This window comes from Serratia sp. FGI94 (assembly GCF_000330865.1).
GTDB lineage: Bacteria > Pseudomonadota > Gammaproteobacteria > Enterobacterales > Enterobacteriaceae > Serratia_B > Serratia_B rubidaea.
Map to the genome: position 1 here is coordinate 4,354,013 of NC_020064.1, position 21,679 is coordinate 4,375,691.

General features: G+C 60.2%; 22 protein-coding genes. 4 read left to right on the forward strand and 18 right to left on the reverse strand.

Annotation, left to right across the window (positions count from 1 at the left end):
- Nucleotides 1-52 precede the first annotated feature (52 nt).
- The 5 genes from D781_RS19835 to D781_RS19855 all read right to left on the reverse strand — a co-directional run bounded on the left by D781_RS19835 (nt 53) and on the right by D781_RS19855 (nt 2,625).
- The gene (locus D781_RS19835; RefSeq protein WP_015962020.1) at nt 53-706 is read right to left on the reverse strand and encodes a DUF4310 family protein; all 654 of its coding nucleotides are present in this window, start codon (nt 704-706) and stop codon (nt 53-55) included.
- Nucleotides 707-717: 11 nt separating this feature from the next.
- Nucleotides 718-1,494: a DUF4311 domain-containing protein gene (locus D781_RS19840; protein WP_015962021.1), complete on the reverse strand. Its 777-nt coding sequence runs from the start codon at nt 1,492-1,494 to the stop codon at nt 718-720.
- 88 nt (nt 1,495-1,582) lie between these two features.
- The gene (locus D781_RS19845; protein ID WP_015962022.1) at nt 1,583-1,879 is read right to left on the reverse strand and encodes a DUF4312 family protein; all 297 of its coding nucleotides are present in this window, start codon (nt 1,877-1,879) and stop codon (nt 1,583-1,585) included.
- Complete coding sequence (locus tag D781_RS19850) at nt 1,879-2,244, reverse strand: glycine-rich SFCGS family protein (RefSeq protein WP_015962023.1); 366 nt, start codon at nt 2,242-2,244, stop codon at nt 1,879-1,881. Before D781_RS19850 ends, D781_RS19845 begins: the two co-directional genes overlap by 1 nt.
- Before the next feature lie 36 nt (nt 2,245-2,280).
- Nucleotides 2,281-2,625, reverse strand: coding sequence for a PRD domain-containing protein (locus tag D781_RS19855; RefSeq protein ID WP_015962024.1), 345 nt, complete (start codon nt 2,623-2,625; stop codon nt 2,281-2,283).
- A 469-nt stretch (nt 2,626-3,094) separates the two neighbouring features.
- Here D781_RS19855 and rnk point away from each other — a divergent pair, with 469 nt between their 5' ends.
- A complete protein-coding gene (rnk, locus tag D781_RS19860) occupies nt 3,095-3,505 on the forward strand; it encodes a nucleoside diphosphate kinase regulator (protein WP_015962025.1) in 411 nt (136 codons plus the stop codon).
- A gap of 35 nt (nt 3,506-3,540) precedes the next feature.
- Here rnk and D781_RS19865 read toward each other — a convergent pair whose 3' ends face one another.
- A complete protein-coding gene (locus D781_RS19865) occupies nt 3,541-4,323 on the reverse strand; it encodes a sulfite exporter TauE/SafE family protein (protein ID WP_015962026.1) in 783 nt (260 codons plus the stop codon).
- Between the two features lie 114 nt (nt 4,324-4,437).
- Between D781_RS19865 and D781_RS19870 the strand changes: the two genes are divergently transcribed.
- Complete coding sequence (locus D781_RS19870) at nt 4,438-5,223, forward strand: helix-turn-helix transcriptional regulator (RefSeq protein ID WP_015962027.1); 786 nt, start codon at nt 4,438-4,440, stop codon at nt 5,221-5,223.
- Nucleotides 5,224-5,250: 27 nt separating this feature from the next.
- Here the strand turns inward: D781_RS19870 and cybC are convergent, their stop codons facing one another.
- Nucleotides 5,251-5,637, reverse strand: coding sequence for a cytochrome b562 (gene cybC, locus D781_RS19875; RefSeq protein ID WP_015962028.1), 387 nt, complete (start codon nt 5,635-5,637; stop codon nt 5,251-5,253).
- A 141-nt stretch (nt 5,638-5,778) separates the two neighbouring features.
- On the reverse strand, nt 5,779-7,119 hold the full coding sequence (pmbA, locus tag D781_RS19880) for a metalloprotease PmbA (protein ID WP_015962029.1): 1,341 nt from the start codon (nt 7,117-7,119) through the stop codon (nt 5,779-5,781).
- Between the two features lie 177 nt (nt 7,120-7,296).
- On the opposite strand from pmbA, the gene yjgA reads away from it, so the two are divergent.
- Nucleotides 7,297-7,845, forward strand: a complete 549-nt coding sequence (gene yjgA, locus D781_RS19885) for a ribosome biogenesis factor YjgA (protein WP_015962030.1) — start codon at nt 7,297-7,299, stop codon at nt 7,843-7,845.
- 42 nt (nt 7,846-7,887) lie between these two features.
- Here the strand turns inward: yjgA and D781_RS19890 are convergent, their stop codons facing one another.
- From D781_RS19890 to aaeX, 5 genes are all read right to left on the reverse strand, one after another.
- Entirely contained in the window at nt 7,888-8,187 is a 300-nt protein-coding gene (locus tag D781_RS19890) for a barstar family protein (protein WP_015962031.1), read from the reverse strand.
- 5 nt (nt 8,188-8,192) lie between these two features.
- Nucleotides 8,193-8,651 carry a ribonuclease domain-containing protein gene (locus D781_RS19895; protein WP_015962032.1) on the reverse strand — a complete coding sequence of 153 codons (459 nt, stop codon included), beginning with the start codon at nt 8,649-8,651 and terminating at the stop codon, nt 8,193-8,195.
- Between the two features lie 281 nt (nt 8,652-8,932).
- Nucleotides 8,933-10,900, reverse strand: coding sequence for a p-hydroxybenzoic acid efflux pump subunit AaeB (gene aaeB / locus D781_RS19900; RefSeq protein WP_015962033.1), 1,968 nt, complete (start codon nt 10,898-10,900; stop codon nt 8,933-8,935).
- Entirely contained in the window at nt 10,900-11,835 is a 936-nt protein-coding gene (aaeA, locus tag D781_RS19905; RefSeq protein WP_015962034.1) for a p-hydroxybenzoic acid efflux pump subunit AaeA, read from the reverse strand. Before aaeA ends, aaeB begins: the two co-directional genes overlap by 1 nt.
- A gap of 7 nt (nt 11,836-11,842) precedes the next feature.
- Nucleotides 11,843-12,046 (reverse strand): p-hydroxybenzoic acid efflux pump operon protein AaeX, encoded by a 204-nt coding sequence (gene aaeX, locus D781_RS19910; RefSeq protein WP_004958078.1) that lies wholly within the window; start codon nt 12,044-12,046, stop codon nt 11,843-11,845.
- Nucleotides 12,047-12,379: 333 nt separating this feature from the next.
- Between aaeX and aaeR the strand changes: the two genes are divergently transcribed.
- Nucleotides 12,380-13,291, forward strand: a complete 912-nt coding sequence (gene aaeR / locus D781_RS19915; RefSeq protein ID WP_015962035.1) for an HTH-type transcriptional activator AaeR — start codon at nt 12,380-12,382, stop codon at nt 13,289-13,291.
- Between the two features lie 85 nt (nt 13,292-13,376).
- On the opposite strand, the gene tldD is transcribed toward aaeR, so the two are convergent.
- The 5 genes from tldD to D781_RS19940 form a co-directional block, all read right to left on the reverse strand.
- Nucleotides 13,377-14,822: a metalloprotease TldD gene (gene tldD / locus D781_RS19920; RefSeq protein ID WP_015962036.1), complete on the reverse strand. Its 1,446-nt coding sequence runs from the start codon at nt 14,820-14,822 to the stop codon at nt 13,377-13,379.
- A gap of 7 nt (nt 14,823-14,829) precedes the next feature.
- Nucleotides 14,830-15,690, reverse strand: a complete 861-nt coding sequence (gene nit1 / locus D781_RS19925) for a deaminated glutathione amidase (protein WP_015962037.1) — start codon at nt 15,688-15,690, stop codon at nt 14,830-14,832.
- Nucleotides 15,687-19,499: an AsmA2 domain-containing protein YhdP gene (yhdP, locus tag D781_RS19930; protein ID WP_015962038.1), complete on the reverse strand. Its 3,813-nt coding sequence runs from the start codon at nt 19,497-19,499 to the stop codon at nt 15,687-15,689. The genes nit1 and yhdP overlap by 4 nt, the downstream gene beginning before the upstream one ends.
- A 77-nt stretch (nt 19,500-19,576) precedes the next feature.
- Nucleotides 19,577-21,046: a ribonuclease G gene (gene rng / locus D781_RS19935; protein ID WP_015962039.1), complete on the reverse strand. Its 1,470-nt coding sequence runs from the start codon at nt 21,044-21,046 to the stop codon at nt 19,577-19,579.
- Nucleotides 21,047-21,086: 40 nt separating this feature from the next.
- Entirely contained in the window at nt 21,087-21,671 is a 585-nt protein-coding gene (locus D781_RS19940) for a Maf family protein (protein ID WP_015962040.1), read from the reverse strand.
- Nucleotides 21,672-21,679: the final 8 nt, after the last annotated feature.

Sequence of the window (21,679 nt, forward strand, 5' to 3'; positions counted from 1 at the left end):
GCCGTGAGGCCAGGGTATACGTTGGTTGTCTTGCTGCGGGTACAGCCGGACGTCAAGCAATGGCGACCGGGAAAATCGCCCCCAGCACCATGGCGCCGAGGATCGCGCCGCCGGTGATTGGTTTACCCCAGATGTAGAACAGCAAAGCGCCAAGCAGAGAGCCGATGCCGATAGGAATCGACGCGGTCATGGCGGACAGAATAATCAATGGCCCGAGGAAGCGGCCGGAGGAGTTGCCCGCCCCCATCATCACATCGGCGCCGTAGGTCGAATTGCTCTGATTAATGGTGAATTTACGCGCCAGAATAATCAGATAGCCAATCGCCAGGCCGATCACCAGGCCGGTCACCAGCGATGCGGCAAAGTTGGCCACCGGGAACACGAACCCGGCCCCCAGCAGCAGCGCCGGTACGCCCAGCCCTACCCCGGTCTGGATGGCGCCGCCGATATCGAGGATCCCCACCAGCGAGCCTTCGATAATGCGCGCGAACAGGAAGCTGGCGCCAAACGCCGCCACCGCGCCGTAGACGCCGGTATCCATGCCGGCGCGCAGCATTGAGACAAACGCCACTTCGTTAAACGCGCCGATACCGTACAGGTAATACATATGCGTCCCGGCAAACACGCCGGCGGACAGCAGACCGACAAAAATCGGGAACGACCAGTCGGCATACCAGAAGCCTTTTTGTTGGACTTGTTCTTCCATCACTGCACTCCTTATTTACCGCTCAGGCCGTTGTGAATCGCATCCAGCCAGCCGGGCACGCCGAGGCTGAACGATTTGAGCAGTTCCATATCGAAACCGCGGAAGAAGCCGCTCAGCACGAACAGCAGCACGATGGTCGCCATCATGATTTTGGTGACTTTATTCCAGCCGCTCTCTTCCACGCCCTTGCCGATCAGGATCCCCAGCACCAGGCCCGGTACGGCGTTACCCATGATCAACTGCGCCAGGCCACCGAAAATGGTGCCCCAGAAGCCGGAACGTTTGCCCGCGTCGATCGCCGCCAGCCAGAAGATCACCGGCATCACGGTGTTGACCAGCAGGTTGGCCGCCGGCACCAGCACCTTGATCGCCGTGACCTGCAGCGCAGCCGGCACCGCAGAGGCGGTCGAGTTCAGGAAGGCCACCACGATCATGCCGATGATGCCGCAGGCGATCGCCATTTTCTTCGGATCGTGCAGCGTTTCCGCCACGTTGCGGTTTTTGATCATCAGCGCTGCGGCGCCCCAGTTGGGAATAATGCGGTGGTCGACATCCTGCGTGAAGGCACCGGCCGCCACGGAGGAAGCCCAGGCGTTAAAGAAGAAGCCCAAACCAAATGAAAAGTGCGAAGCCGGATCGCCCTCGCAAGAGTTCAGCTCGCCTAAAGTACGGAAAGCACCCATTCCCTGTGTCGTCGGGGCATGGAACATACGCGCGGCGCCTGCACCGACGCCGACGCCCACCAGCCCGCCGATAATAATCGACTTAAATAAGATTATGAGAAACATCTGTTTATCTCTCCACTTATACCCGATTAATTGCAAATTAAAGCCAACAACGCCGTAACATGAATCATTCCGGGTATCTGTCAGTTTTTTATCTTGTAGTGAAGACCACCTTTTCAGTGTTGATGATCGTCACATTTATGGTTACTTCCAATGACACTGCATAGCTTTTTCTTTCCCGCGGCAGGAAGAAAAACAGAAACTTTTCTTTGGTGATTTTTTCTTCCGCGCTTAATACGCTGACATCCTGCGGTTCAATACGCAGCAGAATATTACTGGTGGACTTTAATACCGCGCCCTGTACGCTTGCCAATGCGGCGGCAAAGGCTTTGGCCTTGGTGTCGCCTTTGCCCGCAACGGTGACCGAGGTGGTATATTGTTCCTTCATTATGCCGCGCCATGTTTTTTGATATAGGCTTCCACCAGTTTCTGGCCCAGCTCTTCTTTGTCCATAAAGCCGAAGCCCAGTACGTTGCAGCCTTCGTTAATCGCCGTGACGCCTTCTTCAATAGAACGCATGCCGTATTTTGCCTTATAACCATATTTGGTCTGCGCCGTAATCGCACCGGCACCGCCGCTACCGCAGAACGAAATACCCAGCTGCGCGTTTTCCGCCTTCATCACATCACCCAGCTTCATATCCGCCGCCACGCCGGGAATGACCACCGCTTTTCCGCCTGCATTTTCAACGCCCTGGCCCACTTTCTGCCCTTTTCCCAGACGGTCGCCGATCACTACGGTAATTTGACTCATGAAATATTCTCCTGATTGATAATCATTGGTAATTAATTATTGGTTATTATCTTTTGCCACTTCGAAATGCACGGAAAGCAAATAGGCTTCCTCGACGGGCAAGGTTTTTAATTGGTCCACCACCCGCTGCGCCAGCTGCATCGAGTGCGAGGAAATTTCATCAAACAGAGATTTATCCACCTCCGGCAGCGGCTCGCCGGTAATAGATCGCAAGACCATCGCACGCACGTGCGACTCCAGCATTTGCTGTTGCACCTCATTGGTGTAAATATTCTCTGCGTTTAACATCGCGGTAATATCCGCCAGCAGCTGAGCGGTAATTTCCGCCGCCTGCGCGATATCAGCCTGTTCTGTTTTTACCGAAGTTGCTCCTGCATTCACTTTTCAGTCACCCCATGGATACAGACGTTAATTATTGAGTGACAAAACGGCGCTGAATAAGCCGTTTTATCTGCTTTATCTGATGGCTTTACCCTAACGCCGACGGCATGGCTTGTGTAGCGCGTTTTTTTCCAGTTCAAAGTGGAAATTGGGTGACGGATGGGGATCCATTTCGCAAAACGCATTATTTGGCGATAACATGATGGAAATACAAAGAGATAACACACCGCCCGTACGCCCGCGGGAAAAAATGAGGAAGAAAAGTTCGTGATCGAGATCTCTTTCTTTTCCGCGGCTAAGCGCCTACTATCGGCAAGACACATCGACATTGCCAACACCCCGCACCTTCAGGCGCGGGGTGTTGCTTTATGCCGCCTTTTTACCATTTGGAAAAACGCCCCCACGGCGTGTTTTGACGTAGCTCCGGCGCTTGCGGCACGCAGGGCGTCGGGGATAACGGGAGAGTGGAATGACCAAACCAATCATTACGATTAATGAGCTGGATGCAGAACGCCTGGACGCGTTATTGGAACAGCCGGCTTTCGCCCATACCGACATTGCCGCCGCGCTTAACGACGAGTTGGATCGCGCCGAGATCCTGCCGCCGGCGCAAATCCCGGCTAATGTGGTGACGATGAACAGCATCGTTCGTTTTCGCGACCTGCACACCGGCGAGGAGCACGTGCGTACGCTGGTGTACCCCGCCTCGCTCAAGGACAGCAATCAGCAGCTGTCCGTAATGGCGCCGCTGGGCGCCGCGCTGCTGGGCATGCACGTCGGCAAACAGATTGCCTGGACGCTGCCGAACGGCGAACAGGCGAATATTGAGGTGCTGGAACTGCTGTACCAGCCGGAAGCCGCCGGCGAGTACCATCGCTAAGCGGCGCGACGGGCGGCCCTCCGCCGCCCGTAGGGTTACAGCAGCATCGACACCAGCACCAGAACCAGCAGCCAGACATAGACCCGCGCATGCAGCTCATCCCCCATCTTCGGCAGCGCGTAACGGGCGAACGCCATGCCCAACATGCCGGACAGCGCCAGCCAGGCCAGCATCCCCAGATTGACATAGCCCAGGTATCCCGCACCGGCGATCTTGCCATGACCCAGCCAGCCGTACATGCCGGCGCCCATCAGCGCAATGGCGATAGACAGCGGGTTGGCCGCGCTGACGCAGTACTTCATCTCATAGCCGTGTCGCCGCAGCAGCGGCACCGTCATCACGCTGCCGCCGACGCCAAGCATCGCGGCAATCACGCCGATGCTCGGCCCGCCCAGCCATAGCGTGGCGGCAGACAGCGGACGCCGCGCGGTTTTCTGCAGAAAGCCTTTACGCCACACGCAATCGACGATGGTCAGCAGCATATAGAGGATAAACAGCAGGCGGATCAGGCCGTCCGTCAGCCGCGTGGCGATAAACGCGCCGATCAGCGCGCCGCCCGCCAGCGCGTAACACAGCGGTATGATCGTTTCCCGCCGTAAAGCGCCGCGCCGCCAGTGGCCATAGCTGGCATAGCCGGCGTTGAGAATCATCAGCGCGGTCGAAGTCGCGACGGCGATATGCATCGCCTGCCCGGGCTGTGCACCGGCGATCAGATGATAGACCAGCGGCACCACCACAAAGCCGCCGCCGAAGCCAAACAAAATGGTGCTGATGCCGGTCAGAAAACCGGCAGCCAGCAGAATAACCACGTCCGTCATAACCCATGTCCTGCCCAGAAAAGAGGGCGACAGGATAAAAGCGATCGCCGCTGGCTTGCATACGCCGTTATGCCAACTATCATTGCATTTTGGCCAACCTTACCGGCAACCCCGATGCACAATGTTCCGATCGATGACGTCGACCACCTGGCGCGCCCGGTCATCGCCCTCGCCAGGCACTATCCGTCCGGCTATCTGCTGGCGATGCACAGCCACCGCCGCGCCCAGCTGCTGTACGGCGCCACCGGCGTCATGCACGTCACGACACAGCAGGGCAACTGGCTGGTGCCGCCGCAGCGGGCGGTCTGGCTGCCGCCCGGCATGCCGCATCAGGTGACGATGGTGGGCGTGACCACCCACAGTCTGTATCTCGAACCGGCGGCGCTGCCGGAAGCGGTACGCACCGCCCCCTGCCGGGTGGTCAGCGTCTCGCCGCTGATGCGCCAGCTGTTGATCGCCGCCGTGGAGATGCCGCTCGAATACGCGCAGCACGGGCGCGACGGCGCGCTGATCGCGCTGTTGCTGCATGAGATCGCACGCATGCCGGCGCTGCCGCTGCATATTCCGCTGCCGGCGGATGCGCGGCTGCATGCGCTGTGCCACGCATTTTTACAGCGGCCGGATATTCATCTGCCGCCGCAGCAGTGGGCCGTCCGGCTGTATATGAGCCTGCGCAGTTTCAGCCGCTTTTTTCAGCGCCAGACCGGCATGCCGTTTTCGCAGTGGCGACAGCGGGCGGCAGTGGTATGGGCGCTGGCGCGGCTGGCCGCCGGCGACAGCGTCACGCAGATTGCGCTGGAGCTGGGGTATGAGAATAGCGCGGCGTTTTCCGCCATGTTTCGTCGGGTGCTGGGGCAGACGCCCTCCAGCTTTTTGCAGTACGGGGAGATGGCGCGATAAGCGGCGGGAGAACCGCCGCCACGGCGCTTAGCGGTACTTTTGGTGGTAGGTGTCGCGGGTGGTTTTAAACGCTTGCGCCTGCTGTTTCGCCTCGGCCAGTTTGCCCTGATTAGCCAGCGCCAGTGAGGCGTCGATCTGGCCGATCAGCGTATCCAGACCGTGACGGAAGTCCTTCATTTCCGGGCTGTCCGGCGCTTTATCTTCCAGCTTCGGCGGCGTGCCCTGCTTGGCGTCCTGCGCAGCAGCACGCATGTTTTGCAGACTTTGTTTGAAACTGTCGGCGGAATCGGTTTTTAACGCGGTTTTATAGTTGCCGGCGATGATATCCATATTCTCATCGAGATCGGCCGCCATCGCCAGCGAACTGGCGCCCAGCAGCGCCAACGCCGCCAGCGCTTTGAGTTTATTGTTCATGCTCACCTTCCGTTATTGTTTTAATTAACCGCTAATTAACATAGGCGGCATGCGCACAAAGCGAAACCGAAGATTTGTAAGGAAGGTTAAAGGCGGGAAACGGCAATGCTGGCCGGCGTTGCGCCGGCCAGCTGATACAGGTTACTGACCGGCGATCTTCATTTCCGGCAGCAGCACCGAGCCACACTGAATATTGCTGCGGGTTTCGATATCGCTGCCAACGCTGACAATATTACGCAGCATGTCTTTCAGGTTGCCGGCAATGGTGATCTCGCTGACCGGATACTGGATTTCGCCGTTCTCCACCCAGAAGCCCGCCGCGCCGCGCGAATAGTCGCCGGTTACGCCGCTGACGCCCTGACCCATCAGTTCGGTCACCACCAGGCCGGTGCCCAGCTGTTTGAGCATGCCGGCAAAGTCATTGCCCTGGCCGGCAATGCGCCAGTTATGAATGCCGCCCGCGTGGCCGGTGCTGTGCAGGCCCAGCTTGCGCGCCGCGTAGCTGGTCAGCAGCCAGGTTTGCAGCACGCCGTCCTTCACGATATCGCGACGCTGGGTGCGCACGCCTTCGCTGTCGAACGGCGTCGAAGCCAGCCCTTTCAGCAGATGCGGGTGCTCTTCAATGGTCAGCCACTCCGGCAGGATCTGCGTGCCGAGCGCGTCCAACAGGAAGGTGGACTTACGGTAGACGCTGCTGCCGCTGATGGCGCCGACCAGATGGCCGAACAGCCCGGTCGCCACTTCCGAGGCAAACAGCACCGGCGCCTTCATGGTGGCCAGCTTGCGCGGCGCCAGGCGCGACAGGGTGCGACGCGCGCACTCCTGGCCCACCCACTCCGGGCTGGCCAGATCGTTCAGGTCGCGGCCGATGGTATAGGCGTAATCCCGCTCCATATCGCCCTGATGCTCGGCGATCACGCAGCTGGACAGCGAATGGCGGCTGGAGCAGTAGCTTTGCAGCATGCCGTGGCTGTTGCCGAACACCTTGATGCCGTAGTGGCTGTTGAAGCTGCCGCCTTCGGTATTGGTGATGCGCGCATCAGCACCCAGCGACGCCTGCTCGGCGCGGGCCGCCAGTTCGATGCCGCGTTCCGCATCCAGCTCCGCCGGGTGGAACAGATCGAGATCCGGCGCCTCAAACGCCAGCAGATCCTTTTCCGCCGGGCCGGCGCAGGGATCCGGCGAGGTGTAGCGGGCAATATCCAGCGCCGCCTGCACGGTGCGCGCAATGGCGTCCGGGCTGAGATCCGTTGACGACGCGCTGCCTTTACGCTGCTGATAATAAACGGTAATGCCCAGCGCGCCGTCGCTGTTGAACTCGACGTTTTCTACCTCGCCAAAGCGGGTGCTGACGCTGATGCCGGTGGTTTTCGTTACGGCGACCTCTGCCGCATCGCAACCGACCGCCGCCAGATCCAGCGCCTGGGAAACCGCGTTTTCCAGCGTCTTGCGCTGCTGTGCAACCTGAGTGACTACTTTCATCAATCTGCCATAATTTAGAAATCCATAGCCTTGAGTCTAACAGGAAGCGCGTAGAATTTCGCATCCCCGGCGGCAGTATTTAGCGCCGCAGGCTGCAGGCGGACGCCGCCGCGCCAATTCTTTTGGGGATCGCCGCGCCAACCTGTTAGGATTAGCCTCTTTTTAACGGAGCCTACCATGAAAAAACAACCTGAAGACTGGCTCGACGATGTCCCGGACAATGAAAACGAGGACGATGACGAGATTATCTGGGTCAGTAAAAGTGAAATTAAACGCGATGCCGAAGCGTTAAAAGACCTGGGCAGCGAGCTGGTTGATTTGGGGAAAAACGCGCTGGAACGCATTCCGCTGGATGACGATCTGCGCGCCGCCATCGAACTGGCGCAAAAGATCAAGAAAGAGGGCCGTCGCCGCCAGATCCAGCTGATCGGCAAACTGCTGCGCGCCCGCGACGTTGAGCCGATTCAGACCGCGCTGGACAAGCTGAAAAACCGCCATAACCAGCAGGTTTCGCTGTTCCATAAGTTGGAGTCGCTGCGCGATCGTCTGGTCGAGGAAGGGGATGATGCAGTGCCGGCGGTGCTGGAGCTGTATCCGCAGGCCGATCGCCAGCAGTTGCGCTCGCTGGTGCGCAACGCGCAGAAAGAAAAAGCCGCCAACAAAACGCCCAAGGCCGCCCGTCAGATCTTTCAGTATCTGCGCGACCTGGCTGAAGCCGCCGAGTAAGGCGTCACGGCGTCGCCGGCATCATGGGATGAACCCGTGCGTTCATCCCCGATGATGCGCGGCGGCGGCGTCGGCTTCACGAATATTGAAATACAGACTGCCTTCCAGCTCTTCTTCCGCCTCTTCAAACAGCAGAATGATCGCGCCAAAGCGGCGTTTGCGACGGTTATCAAGATTGGTGAACTCAATCTCGACCGGCAGGCCGATCTCTCCGGTCACCACGTCCCACAACGCATCCAGATTGGCGCCAAAACCGTCCCCCAGCGCAAATTTATCGGCAAAGTTGCGATAAAACGCCGGCAGGTCGGGGATCTGGCTGAAATCAAACTCTACTTTCCCCATCAAACTCACTCCACCCGAATGAAGTTTTTGTAGTGATCGCGCGTCACGAATATCAGACCGTCGCTGGAATACAGCAGCCGATCGGCGCCGCGGCGGCCGCAGCGGTAGTTGATATCCGCCTCACGCCATACCCGCTTATGGGCGTTCGGCAGTCGCCCTTCCCGGTTCGAGAAGCGATCGCCGCCAATCGCCTTGCCCGGCAGCACGCTGCACAGGTTGCCGCTGCGTGCGTCCCAGCCCTGCTCCCGCGCCTGCCGCTTGCTGATGTAGTAGTCCGGCAAACGCTGATGCCGCTGCAAATAACTCACTACCCGATGCTGCTGCGTCAGCTGGTCGATGCTTTCACTCGCCCGCTCGGCCACCGTCGGCACGTTGGAAATCGCCCGATCATCGGTACCGCGCAGCATGTTAAACCCGGCCACCGCCACGGCGATCGCTATCGCCACGAGAATCCGCTTATTCATTACTTTCCCTGACATCCGGGCCGCTTGGCCCCTGTTTTATATAAATGAATATTATGAATGAAAGATGAACGTCACGTAACCTTTCCTGCCGGAAAGCATTACGCGCCAAAGGCGCCACCCGCGCGCCGCTGCCGGTTATCATGCCATTTTACGCTGGCGCTGACACGCGCAACCGCCCCGCTAACGGCGATCAACGGCCCTTTTTTCAGTATAGTCTTAGAGGAACGGCCAGGCAGCACGCGCCGACCCGATCGGCGCCGGCGGCGTGCCAAAGCGCAGGATTAATCAATTAACGCATGGCGATAACGGTGCAACATATCCGCCAGGCGGCGCACCGGCCCGGTGACGCTGAGCGGCGCATGGTTATCCACCAGCTTCTGCTGATATTCGTTCATTTCGCTGAGCAGACGATCGTAGTAATACGCCCGCTTCACCTCATTTTTGGCGCTGACCACGCGGTCGGCGGTGCGGCGAATCTGGCGGTGGAACACCGACAGCTCTTCGCTGGCGGGGATCTCGGTGCGCTGCATCCGCTGGTGCGCGATAATCAGGTTCAGCGCCAGACGGTATTTGGCAATATCGTTGGGGAACATCATCAGCAGCTGGTTCAGCTGCTGGTACAGCGCCGGCAGATGGTTTTCCCGCCGCTTGGCCGCCTTGGTGGTCAGGGCCGACACCGCGCTGCTGACAAAGCTGTTCAGCAAGGTACGGCCAGTGCGCTCGCGCGAGTTATCGCGGATCAGCAGCAGCACCATCAACCCAACGCAGCTGCCCAGGAACTGGCCGATAGAGGCATCGAGGAACTGCGTGACGTTGAACTCCATCGGGTTGCTGAGCACCAGAATATTGATGGTGCCGGCCAGCGTCCCCAGCGACCCCAGCCGCCGTTTCTGCACCTCAATGCCGATGATAAACGCCAGTAATCCCAGACTGAGGCAGAGCAGCAGAATGCTTTGCTGCGTCGCCGGGATGATCACCATAAAGTACAGCGCCCCCAGCGGTATCGCCACCAGCATGCCCAGCACAAAATCCATCGCCACCATGCGCGGGTTCGGCGTACGCATCGCCAGCGAGGTGATTACCGCGATAATCACCATAAAGCCGCTGCCGGAGGTCCAGCCGGTCCACAGCCACAGCAGGCAGCCCAGCGCAGTGGCGGTAAAGGTGCGCAGGCCGTTGATCATCGCGTGGTGCCCCTCCGCCGAGGCCGGTTTGATCTCGACCTCGGTACTGAGGATATCCTCCTCCACGCCACTGATGCTGCTGTTAGTATGCACACCTTTCGCCAACAGCAGGTAGCGGGTGGCCGCGCCGACCCAGCTGGATACCGTCAACAGCGTGTCATCGGTGCGATGCACCGTCAGCACCTGGCGCATCAGCTTCATGCGGCGATGGATCTCCTGCGGCGTCTCCGCCGGCTCCATCAGCAGTTCACGCAGCCGTTCGCTCAGCGCATCCGGGTGGTTAAGCAGAATCAGGTAGGTTTCACAGGCCTGGGTGATCAGCGTCAGCGACAGCGTATGCAGCGCGCGCACCCGGCGGTTGACCTTCTGCCAGCGCGAGGACTCCATCATCAGGCTGCTGCGCATGCCGTTCAGCGCGGTGGTAGCCTTCACCAGGTTGCCCCAGGCGCGGTCAATCTCGTCCTTCTCCGCATTGCTGATGCACATCTGCAGCAGCTGATACTGCTGCACCAGCAGGTTATCCACCGCCCGGTCGATATCCTGTTTGATCGAGCGCGGGGAGAACAGCAGGTCCGCCAGCACCGCGCTGACGATCCCCAGCACGATCTCGCTGCAGCGCTCCACGGCGAACTGCGGCGCCTCCAGCAGGTGCGACTCGCTGGTGGCCACGGTGACGATAATGATCAGCGCGGTATAGCCCGCCAGCCCCCAGGCGTACGAGTTTTCCACCTTGATAAGCGAAGAGATCCAGGTACAGAAGCCGGCCCAGATGCAGCACAACAGCAGCATCACCACCGGCGCACGCGCGGTGGTGACGATAATCAGCAGGCCGACAAAGCAGCCGATAAAAGTGCCGATAATACGCAGCCAGCCGCGGTGGCGGATCGCACCGGAAAACGGCTCGCCGCCGGCGGCAAAGGCCGGGCCGGCGGCGACAATGGCGGCGGTCATCGCCGACCAGCGCGGTGTTTCCAGGTTAAGGTGAAAGCCGACAAACAGCGCGAAGACGATCGCAAAGCTCAGTTTGAACGCAAACCTCAGGCGGATAAAGGTGGGGTTATTCATTAACCGAACTCACGCAGCCGGTGCATCAGCTTGACGAACGGCGACTCGCGATCGCTATCGCGGTCGTTCTGACCGGTGATAACCACGGTCGCCGTGGTGCCGGCAGGGTACGGATGCTGCTGGTCTTTCGCATCCAGCATGATTTTTACCGGCACGCGCTGCGCCAGACGCACCCACTCCAGGTTGCTGTCGATGGAGGCCAGCCCCTTGCTGTCATTGGTGCTGCTGCTGTTGTTCACCGCCGCCGCCACGCTGTCCACCGTACCGTGCATAATGCGGTTGCTGCCAAGCGGCGTAATCTCCGCGCGGTCGCCGCGGTTCAGGCCGTGCAGCTTGGTCTCTTCCATATAGGCCAGAATATAAAAGGTGTTCTTTTTCACCAGCGCCACCGCCGTGGAGCCGCGGGTAATAAAATCACCGGCGTGTACGGTCAGGTTGGTGATCCAGCCGTCTGCCGGCGCACGCACCGTGGTGCGTTCCAGATCGAGTTTGGCCTGGTCGCGCACCGCGATTGCTTTCGCCAGCTGGTGCTGGGCGGTCTCCAGCGCATTGCTGGCCTGTTCAATCTCTTCACGCGACATGGCGTCAACGCCCAGACGCACGCGGCGGCTCGCCTCACGCTTTTTCTCGGCGGTCAGCGCCTGGTAATAGGCCACGTCGGCGCTGGCTTCCGCCAACGCCTGCTGATAGCGCGGCTGGTCGACCACAAACAGCACCTGACCCTTGGTCACCAGTTGGTTGTCCGTCACCCGCACATCGTTCAGCAGGCCGCTGACGTCCGGCGCGATCGCCACCACGTCGGCGGTAAACTTGGCGTCACGCGTCCACGGCGACTCGGTATAGAACACCCAGGCCTTGAAGACGGCGATAATCCCCAGCAGGACAAGAATCAAAGTGATCGCGATTCTGGCTATTTTTATCGAAAAAGTTTTCACAGCGACCTCAAACAAAAAGACACGAAATCAGATAAAACAGGCAGCAATACAGCGCGGTGTTGAACAGCGCCGGATGCCAGACAAAATCATAAATACCGGTCGGCTGCAGCAGCCGACGCAGCACAAAGAACAGCGCCAGCGACACAATCAATTCGAAAAACACCGGGGGAAACGACAGTCCGAAGATGACCATCACCGGAAGCAAACTCATCATTTTTTCCTTATTGTTTACTACACCGGGGAAGACAGGTTTTACTCATATTAATTCACATTATATTTACATTTTAGCGAATGCACGCCACAACACATCCCCAGACAGGTTGTCCAGGCTATAAACCTGAAAAAAGGTTAAACTCAAGGCATACATCCGCGATAAGAAAGTGCGAGGCAGCCGGGTTGCGCTGCAACGGGCGCATCACGCAGCATCTGATACACCACGCTTATGCGCACGAGGTTTTTACACCCGGCACTGGTTATATTAGCCTGCTTACTATCAAGCCATCAACAATCTGTGATCTAAATCACTTTTAAGCCAGAGTGAATAATGGAAAGACTAAAACGGATGTCGGTATACGCCAAAGTGGTTGAGTGCGGTTCATTTACCGCCGCCGCACGCCAGTTGGGCATGAGCGTATCATCCATCAGCCAGACAGTGTCCAAACTGGAAAATGATTTACAGGTCAAGCTGCTCAACCGCAGCACACGCAGCATCGGCCTGACGGAAGCGGGTAAAATTTACTATCAGGGCTGCCGCCGCATGCTGCTGGAAGCCATTGAGGTGCACGAGCAGCTGTACGCCTTCAATAATACGCCTACCGGCAATTTACGTATCGGCAGTTCCTCAACCATGGCACAAAATGTGCTGGCCACCATGACCGCCGACATGCTCAAGGAGTATCCCGGCCTGAAGGTGAACCTGGTCACCGGCATTCCGGCGCCCGATCTGATCGCCGACGGGCTGGACGTGGTGATCCGCGTCGGCGCGCTGCAGGATTCCAGCCTGTTCTCCAAACGGCTCGGCTCAATGCCGATGGTGGTGTGCGCCGCCAGAAGTTACCTGGCCGCCCACGGCACGCCGAGCACCCCCAGCGATTTGGCGAACTTTTCCTGGCTGGAGTACAGCGTACGCCCGGACAGCGAGTTTGAGCTGATCGCCCCTGAGGGCATCAGCACGCGCATTTCACCGCAGGGGCGCTTTGTCACCAACGATTCGCAGACCATGATCCGCTGGCTGAAAGCCGGCGCCGGCATCGCCTATGCGCCGCTGATGTGGGTGATCGACGAAATCAAACGCGGCGAAGTGGAAATTCTGTTCAAACGCTATCACTCCGATCCGCGCCCGGTGTACGCGCTGTATACCGAAAAGGATAAGCTGCCGCTGAAAGTGCAGGTCTGCATCGACTACCTGACCGAATACTTCCAAAAAGTCGGGGAGATTTATCAGGGCTACCGCTGACGTCGCCGCCATGCAAGACAAAAAAATACCGGCCAGGCTGAACCTGACCGGCATCACGGGCGAACGATACGACGGCGGGTAACGCTTACGCGGTGCCGCCCACCGTCAGGTTGTCCAGCTTCAACGTCGGCTGACCAACGCCCACCGGCACGCTCTGCCCCTCTTTACCGCAGACGCCGACGCCTTTATCCAGCGCCAGATCGTTACCGACCATCGAGATCTGCTGCATCGCCTCAATGCCGGAGCCGATCAGCGTCGCGCCCTTCACCGGCTTGGTGATGCGCCCTTTTTCGATCAGGTAGGCTTCCGAGGTGGAAAAGACGAATTTCCCGGAGGTGATATCCACCTGCCCGCCGCCAAAGTTCGGCGCATACAGGCCGTACTCCACGCTGGCGATAATCTCTTCCGGCGTCGACTGGCCGGCCAGCATATAGGTGTTGGTCATGCGCGGCATCGGCAAATGTGCATAGGATTCACGGCGGCCGTTGCCGGTCGGCGCCACGCCCATCAGGCGCGCATTCAGCTTGTCCTGCATATAGCCCTTCAGCACGCCGTTTTCGATCAGCACGTTATACTGGCCGGGCACGCCTTCATCATCGATAGCCAGCGAACCGCGACGCCCCTGCATGGTGCCGTCATCCACCACGGTGCAAAGCTCCGACGCCACCAGTTGCCCCATCTGCCCGCTGAACACCGAGGAACCGCGGCGGTTGAAGTCACCTTCCAGGCCGTGGCCGACCGCCTCATGCAGCAGCACGCCTGGCCAGCCGGCGCCCAGCACCACCGGCATGCCGCCCGCCGGCGCGGCAACCGCCGACAGGTTGACCAGCGCCATGCGCACCGCCTCTTTGGCGAAAGCATCGGCGCGCACTTCGCCGTCGATCGTTTCCAGAAAATAGTCATAGCCGAAACGGCCGCCGCCGCCGCTGGAGCCGCGTTCACGCTTGCCGTCTTCCTCCACCAGCACGCTGACTGAAAGGCGCACCAGCGGACGCACGTCCGCCGCCAGCGTGCCGTCGGTGGCCGCTACCAGCACCTGCTCATACACGCCGGTGACGCTGGCGGTCACTTCCTGCACGCGCGGGTCGGCGGCGCGGGCAACCTTGTCCACCCGGTGCAGCAGGGCGATTTTCTCTTCACGCGGCAGGCTCTGCAGCGGATCGAGCAGCAGATACAGCGCCTGATGGCGAATTTCGCCCAGCGTATGCGCCCGGCCGTCGCCCTGCTCGCGCACGATGCTGCGCGCGGCCTGGGCGCTCTGGTTCAGCGCGTTCAGGGTAATCTGGTCAGCATAGGCAAAGCCGGTTTTCTCACCGCTGACGGCGCGCACGCCGACGCCCTGGTCGATATTGTAAGAGCCGTCCTTGATGATGCCGTCTTCAATCACCCAGGCTTCGTGATAGCTGGACTGGAAATAGAGGTCGGCATAGTCGAGTCGGCGCTCGGCCAGCTGCCCCAATACCGTATGCAGGTCTTGATGACTCAGCTTATTAGCAGTAAGTAACTGCTCACTGACAAGCGTCAGGCTCATAATTTTTTCACTCTTGATTGGAGAATTTAGCTTCAGACGGCGCCTGCAGCGACGTCTGGAATCGGTTGTGTTGCCGCACCGGCATTTTGCCGCGTATGGTGTGCAGCACCTCGGTGTCGACACGTACTTTAATCGGCGACACGGAATCGGGGTTCTCTTTCATAATATTCCCCCAGCCGTCCACCGCCATGGTATGGCCCCAGGTACGGCGCGTCTGGCCATGACGCCCGACCTGCGCGGGCGCCAGGATCACGCACTGGTTCTCAATCGCCCGGGCGCGCAGCAGAATCTCCCAGTGCGCCTCGCCGGTCACGCGGGTAAAGGCGGACGGGACGGAAATCAGCTCCGCGCCCCGATCGCGCAGCGCCTGATACAGCCCGGGGAAGCGCAGATCATAACAGATCGTCATCCCGAGACGGCCGACCGGCGTATCCACCACCGTCAGCTGCTGACCATGCTGATAGGTATCCGACTCGCGGTAATGGCTATGCACGTCGTTGATATCGACATCGAACATATGCAGCTTATCGTAACGGGCGCGCAGCTCGCCCTGCTCGTCGAACAGCAGGCTGCTGGTGGTGAGACGCTGCGGGTCTTCGCGGCTGATTAACGGCATCGAGCCAACCAGCAGCCAGACGCCGTAACGGCGCGCCAGATCGCGCACCGCCTGCTGCAGCGGGCCTTCGCCTTCCCGCTCGGCATGCTGACGATACGCCGCGGCGTCGGCGAACAGCAAGGCATTTTCCGGCGTCATCACCAGTTTTACACCGGCATTGAGCTGCTTAATCTGCTGCTCAATCTGCGCCAGGTTATCCCGGACGCGATCGCCGCTGCACAGTTGTAACAACGCAATATTGGCATTTTTCATGACGCCTTATCCTCTTTTGGCTTACGCAACACCTCATTGATGGTCGGCTGATCCAGGCTGCCGCCAATATGGTAACGAATCAGCGAAATCTTGTTCCACAGCGGCGCCAACACCTTCGAGGCGGCGAACACCGCGGCGCCGACGATCGGGTTGATGACAAACGCGGTCGCGACCCCGACCGTGGCCGAAATCTCCGGCGCCACCACCGCCTGCATATCGAGCCGGCGTTTCACCAGGTCAACCTGGCCGCTCATGGCGATATCCGCCGCCAGCCCGTCCACCAACAGGTTATCGGTATGCATTATGCCATCTTTCATCCAGATGGTGCTGCGGATGGAGTCAAAGTAGAAGCCGTTACCAAACGTGTCGCTGAAATCAAACTGTAGCTTACGCAGCAGCGCATCGAAACTGACCAGGCGCAATAACTGCCCGGCCCGACCGCCGCCGATGCTGTCGATCTCCCCCTTGCCCATCGCCAGCTTCATAGTGCCGTTGAAGGTGTTCATCTTCGGCTGCCACGGCTGCCCACGCCAGTGCAGGTCAAAGTCCACATCATAAGGCGCGTCCTTCAGCGGCGTGGTGATACCGAGGAAACTGGCGGTATCGTCAATCTTGCTCCCCAGCAGTTTTCCCTTCAGCGCGGTGCGCTCTTCCTGCGCATTCTGTTTCCACAGGCCGGTGGCGCTGACGCGTCCCTTGCCGGTATCGATCAGGCCGTGCTCCAGCGTCAGCGTATCGCCGACGTTCTTCACATCGGCCTCGACCTTGCCCAGCTTCTGCCCCAGGATCCAACAACTCTGGCAGCGCAGCATCACGGACGGCCAGCCGCGGAACGAGACGCGCTGCGCCGGCGCCGACGGCGGCGCGGCAAGCGGCGCCGGTTTATCGTCGGCGAACTGCGGGTTGTAGTACAGGTAGTTGATATCGGCGCGCCACGGGCCGCTATCGGCGATCAAAACGCTGCCGTCGATCTCCTTGCCCTTGGCGCTGACGTTCACGCCGCCAAACTGCTGACGCGCCGCCAGCTCCAGCTGATGCCAGGCCTGGCCGCCCAGCAGCAGCTGCGGAGTGGTCAGCGTCACCGTGGTCGGGAAGCGGAAACTGCCGACCTTGCCCTGAGCGCCGCCCGGCTGCTGCAGCGCCGGTGACAGCAGCGCCAGCCATTTTTCGCCGTCCAGCGGCGGCAGGTGCAGCGTCAGCGAGCGGCTCTGCGGCAACGGCGGCACGCCGCCGCCGCTGCGCCAGGCGGCGCGGTCCAGCGATACCTGTTGCCGGCCGAACGACCAGGCGCTGTTGAAGTAATTTTGTTTACCGGCGCTGCCGTTGAGCGTGAGGCCGTTAAGGCCGCCCTGCACCTTGACGCTGAGCGGCAGCGGCTCACCCGCCGGCTTGGCGAGCGGAGGAGGTAAGTGACTGCTCACACTTTTCAGATCGGCATTGAGATCGATCGCGTAGCTGGCGGCACCGCCGTGCGGCAGCACGATCGCCACCTTACCGTTCCACGGCGCGCTGCCGGACAGCGCCTTCGCCACCTCCGGCGGCACCTCCGGGAACTTACCCGGCTGCCAGTCGCCCTTCAGGCCGACATTGACCTTATAGTCCTTCGCCCCTTCATCGGTGGTGAAGTTCACCGCCAGCGGCTGCCCAAACCAGTTTGCCGTCAGGGTATCGCTGGCCAGGTTGCCGTTATCAAAGGTAAATTTGCCGCTGACCTTCTCCAGCGTGCTCTCCAGCGGCTTCACCAGCAGCGAGTTATTATTCAGCGTCACCTCGCCTTTGGCCGCCACCTGCTTGCCGTTCAAGGGGATATCAAGATGTAAGCGCCCACTGACATTGCCGCCAACCTGCAGCTGCTCCAGCGCGCCGCCGACGGAATCATGCAGCGGCGTCTGGGCAAAGTAGGCCTGCACCTCCGGCCCGGCGCCCGCCACGTCGGCGTCAATCAGCAAACGCTCTTTGGTGTAGTCCGGGATCACCGCGCGGACGTTTTTGCCGTCCACCTTGCCCAGTTTGGTCGCCGGCGCCTGCATCCACAGGCCGTCGTTGCGGAAATCCAGGTCGATAGCCAGGTCCTTCAGCGCCGGCCAGCCCGGCTGGAACTGGAAGGTCGAGTGGCGCAGCGGCACGTACACCTCAAAATGCCCCTCATTATGTTTATAAGGGAACTGGTGCGGATTGCCGGCGTAGATCAGCGAGGCGTTATCCACCTGACCGCCCTGGATGGCGCCGCTCAGGTAGTCAACCAGATGGCTGCCCATCAGCGGTTCCGGGAAGTAGCGCCAGGCGTCGGCGCCGTCATACAGGCGGATGCCCGCCAGAATGCTTAACCAAGGCTCGCCCTTGGCCGGTTGCCGGTAGCGGAAGTCGCCGTTCACCCACAGCGATTTGGCCTTCACATCCAGGTTCTGGCTGGAAAGCTCCCAGCCCTGTGCGCCATAGCGCCAGTTCAGCGCCCCGCTGGCGCTGCCGATCTCCAGCGGCGCCCGGAACATATCGCCATAGGGCAAGGTGCTGTTCTGCAGGTCGAGATCCAGCCTGCCGTTTTCGACCCCGCCGCTGAGCGCGCCGCTGAAATGGTTAACTCCCGGCAACAGCTGCCAGTGCTGCCAGCTCAGATCGCGCCAGCGCGCCTGAAAACGGCTTCGCTCCGGCTGTTTCAGCGGAATATCCAGCGCCAACGTATCCACCCGCCCCTGCGGCCGGATATCTTGCCAGCGCGCCAGCATATCCGGGCTGAGGAACGAGAAGGTCGGCAGCAGCGACGACAGCCGCTCCAGCTGGATGTCGCTGGCGCGGATGCGCAGCTCTTCCTGCTGCTCCGGCCCGATAAACCGGCTGTTTTCCGGCAGCCACAGCCCGGACAGCATCCCCTGCGGCCAGGCCTGACCATCGGTTTTAATGTTCAGCTGCGGCACATCCAGCTGCCAACCGCCGCCCTGACGCTTGACCGCCAGCGCCAAATTATCGACGTCCAGCCGGTGCGCCTCGTCGCCGACCGTCCAACGGGCCGCGCCCTGCTTCAGTAAGGCATTGCCGCCATAAATTTCCCCCTGCTGCACCTGCAGCCAGGCGGCCAGGCTGAAGTCGGCGCTTTCCAGTCCGGTGTTGGATTTGAGCCAGCGGCTGAACCACGGCTTCATATCGATATTATCGGCCTGCAGATAGACCGTGCCGGTATTCAGCAGCCCTTTGTTATCACGCAGGTCCATACGCACCTGCACGGCGCCGTGCTGGCCGTTAAACGTCGACAGGCTGATTTGCCCTTCGGCGCGGTGGCGCTGGTCGCTGTTCAGCCAGGTTAGCTGCGGGATCGCAACTTCGGCGCGCGGGCCGGACGGCGTCAGGAAAGAGATGCGGCTGTCGCGCAGGTCGAAGTGATCGAACTGATACAACAGCAGATCGCTGATGGTACCGGGCTGAATGGCGCTGCCCTTGTTTTCATCGCCGCCCAGCGTGGTATTGATATCCAGCTGCAGCTGGTAGAAGGTGAGATCGCGAAACTGCCAGCGCCAGTGCAGCAGCGACTGCCAGACATCCAGCGCCAGCGTGACCCGTTCGATATGAAGGTCGCTTTTGGCCATCGCGGCGCGCAGGTTGCGCACCTCCAGCTGCGGGCCAAAGTTTTCCCACTGGCCCTGAATAAAGTCGGCCTGCACCGGCACGCCGGAGATCGCTGAAATTTTCGCCAGCAACTGGGGGCGATAACCGTTCAGTTCCGGCAGCGCCAGGCGCAACCCGCTGATCAGCAACGCCACGGCGACAATTAACGTGGCGCCTGTTGCCAACAAAATCCCAGGCAGTCGCTTCACTCTATCTCCTTGCTTCCGCTGCCCGGCAACGGGAATGAATGGGCTCCGCATGCCGAACCCCGCCAATCACAGCCGATTTACATCATGACGACGTCAAACTGTTCCTGGCTGTATAACGGTTCAATCTGTACTTTAACCTGCTTGCCGACGAAGATTTCCACCTCCGCCAGCGCGTGCGACTCTTCGCTTTTCAGCGCTTCGCCCACCGCGGCCGACGCGTAAACCAGGAAACGGTCGGTATCATAAGCATGGTGCACGCGAACGATTTCGCGCAAGATTTCATAGCATACCGTTTCAACCGTCTTGACCGTGCCGCGCCCGTTACAGGTAGGACAGTCGTTGCACAGCACATGTTCAATACTTTCGCGCGTGCGTTTACGCGTCATCTCCACCAGCCCCAGCTGTGAAAAGCCGTTGATGGTGGTTTTGACCCGATCCTTGCCCAGCGCCTGCTCCAGCGAGTGCAGCACCCGGCGGCGGTGCTCTTCATTATTCATGTCGATAAAATCGATAATGATAATGCCGCCCAGATTGCGCAGCCGCAGCTGACGGGCGATGGCCTGCGTCGCTTCAATGTTGGTATTGAAAATGGTTTCGTCGAGGTTACGATGGCCGACAAAGGCACCGGTGTTGATATCGATGGTGGTCATCGCCTCGGTCTGATCGATGATCAGATAGCCGCCGGACTTCAGCTCCACCTTACGTTCCAGCGCACGCTGGATTTCGTTTTCCACGTCGTACAGATCGAAGATCGGCTGGCTGCCGGTATACAGCTCCAGCTTGCCGCTGATGTCCGGGATATATTCGCCGGTGAACTCCGTCAGCAGGTCGTGCGTCAGGCGTGAGTCCACGCGGATGCGATCGAGCGCCGCGCCGGCAAAGTCGCGCAGGATGCGCTGCGCCAGCGCCAGCTCGCCGTACAGCATATATTTGGTCTGGTTGCGCTTTTTGCGCTCCATCACCTTGGTCCACAGGCGCTTGAGGAACGCGGCGTCCTGCGCCAGTTCTTCATCGCCGATGCCTTCCGCCGCGGTGCGGATGATAAAACCGCCCAGCTCGTCGCAGTAATCGGCGACGATTTTTTTCAGCCGTTCGCGCTCGGCCTCGCTTTCAATGCGCTGCGAGACGCCGACGTGCGCCGCCCCCGGCATAAACACCAGGTAGCGGGAGGGCAGCGTAATGTCGGTGGTCAGACGCGCGCCTTTAGTGCCCAGCGGGTCTTTCACCACCTGCACCACCAGATCCTGCCCCTGGCGCACCAGTTCGGCGATATCGCGCACGTGGAAGTTTTTCCGTTCGTCGCCCGCCACGCACTCGGTGTGCGGCATAATATCGGAGGCGTGCAAAAACGCCGCCTTCTCCAGGCCGATATCGACAAAGGCCGCCTGCATGCCCGGCAGCACCCGGCTCACCCGGCCTTTGTAGATATTGCCGACGATACCGCGCTTGGATTCGCGCTCGATGTGGATCTCTTGCAGGATGCCGCCGTCAATATAGGCAACCCGCGTTTCAGACGGTGTGATATTTACCAGTAGCTCAGCGGTCATGTCTTCTCCTCAGAGCCGGTCGCTCGCGATGCTGCCGCCCTCAACCGGTTCTTACCTCTCGTAATGCGACAAAATTACTGAGCAGCTCATGTGTTTCGACCAGCGGTAGCCCCATCACGGCGTGATAGCTGCCGGTGAGGGTCCTGACGAAACAACCACCCTTTCCCTGAATCCCATAGGCGCCCGCTTTATCCATCGGTTCGCCCGTTGCAATATAATCGGCGATATCCTGCTGCGACAGCGTGCGGAAGGTCACATCGGTGACCACCTGCTGGCACAGGATGTCCTGCCGGTCGGCAATCGCCACCGCGGTAATCACCTGATGCTGCTTGCCGGACAGCAGGCTCAGCATCTCTGCGGCGTGCGCGGCGTCGTGCGGTTTTTCCAGCACCCGCCCGTTCAGCACCACGATGGTGTCGGCGCCGAGCACCGGCCGGTCTTCCGCCGCCAGCGCCACGCCCGCGCGCGCCTTATCCTGCGCCAGGCGGCGCACATAGCTCTCCGCGCTCTCCCCCGGCTGCCGCTGTTCTTCGGTGTGGGTCAGAATAATGTCGAACGGTACGCCAAGCAGCGTCAGCAATTCACGCCGACGGGGGGAACCTGAAGCCAAATAGAGCGAAATCATAAACTCCC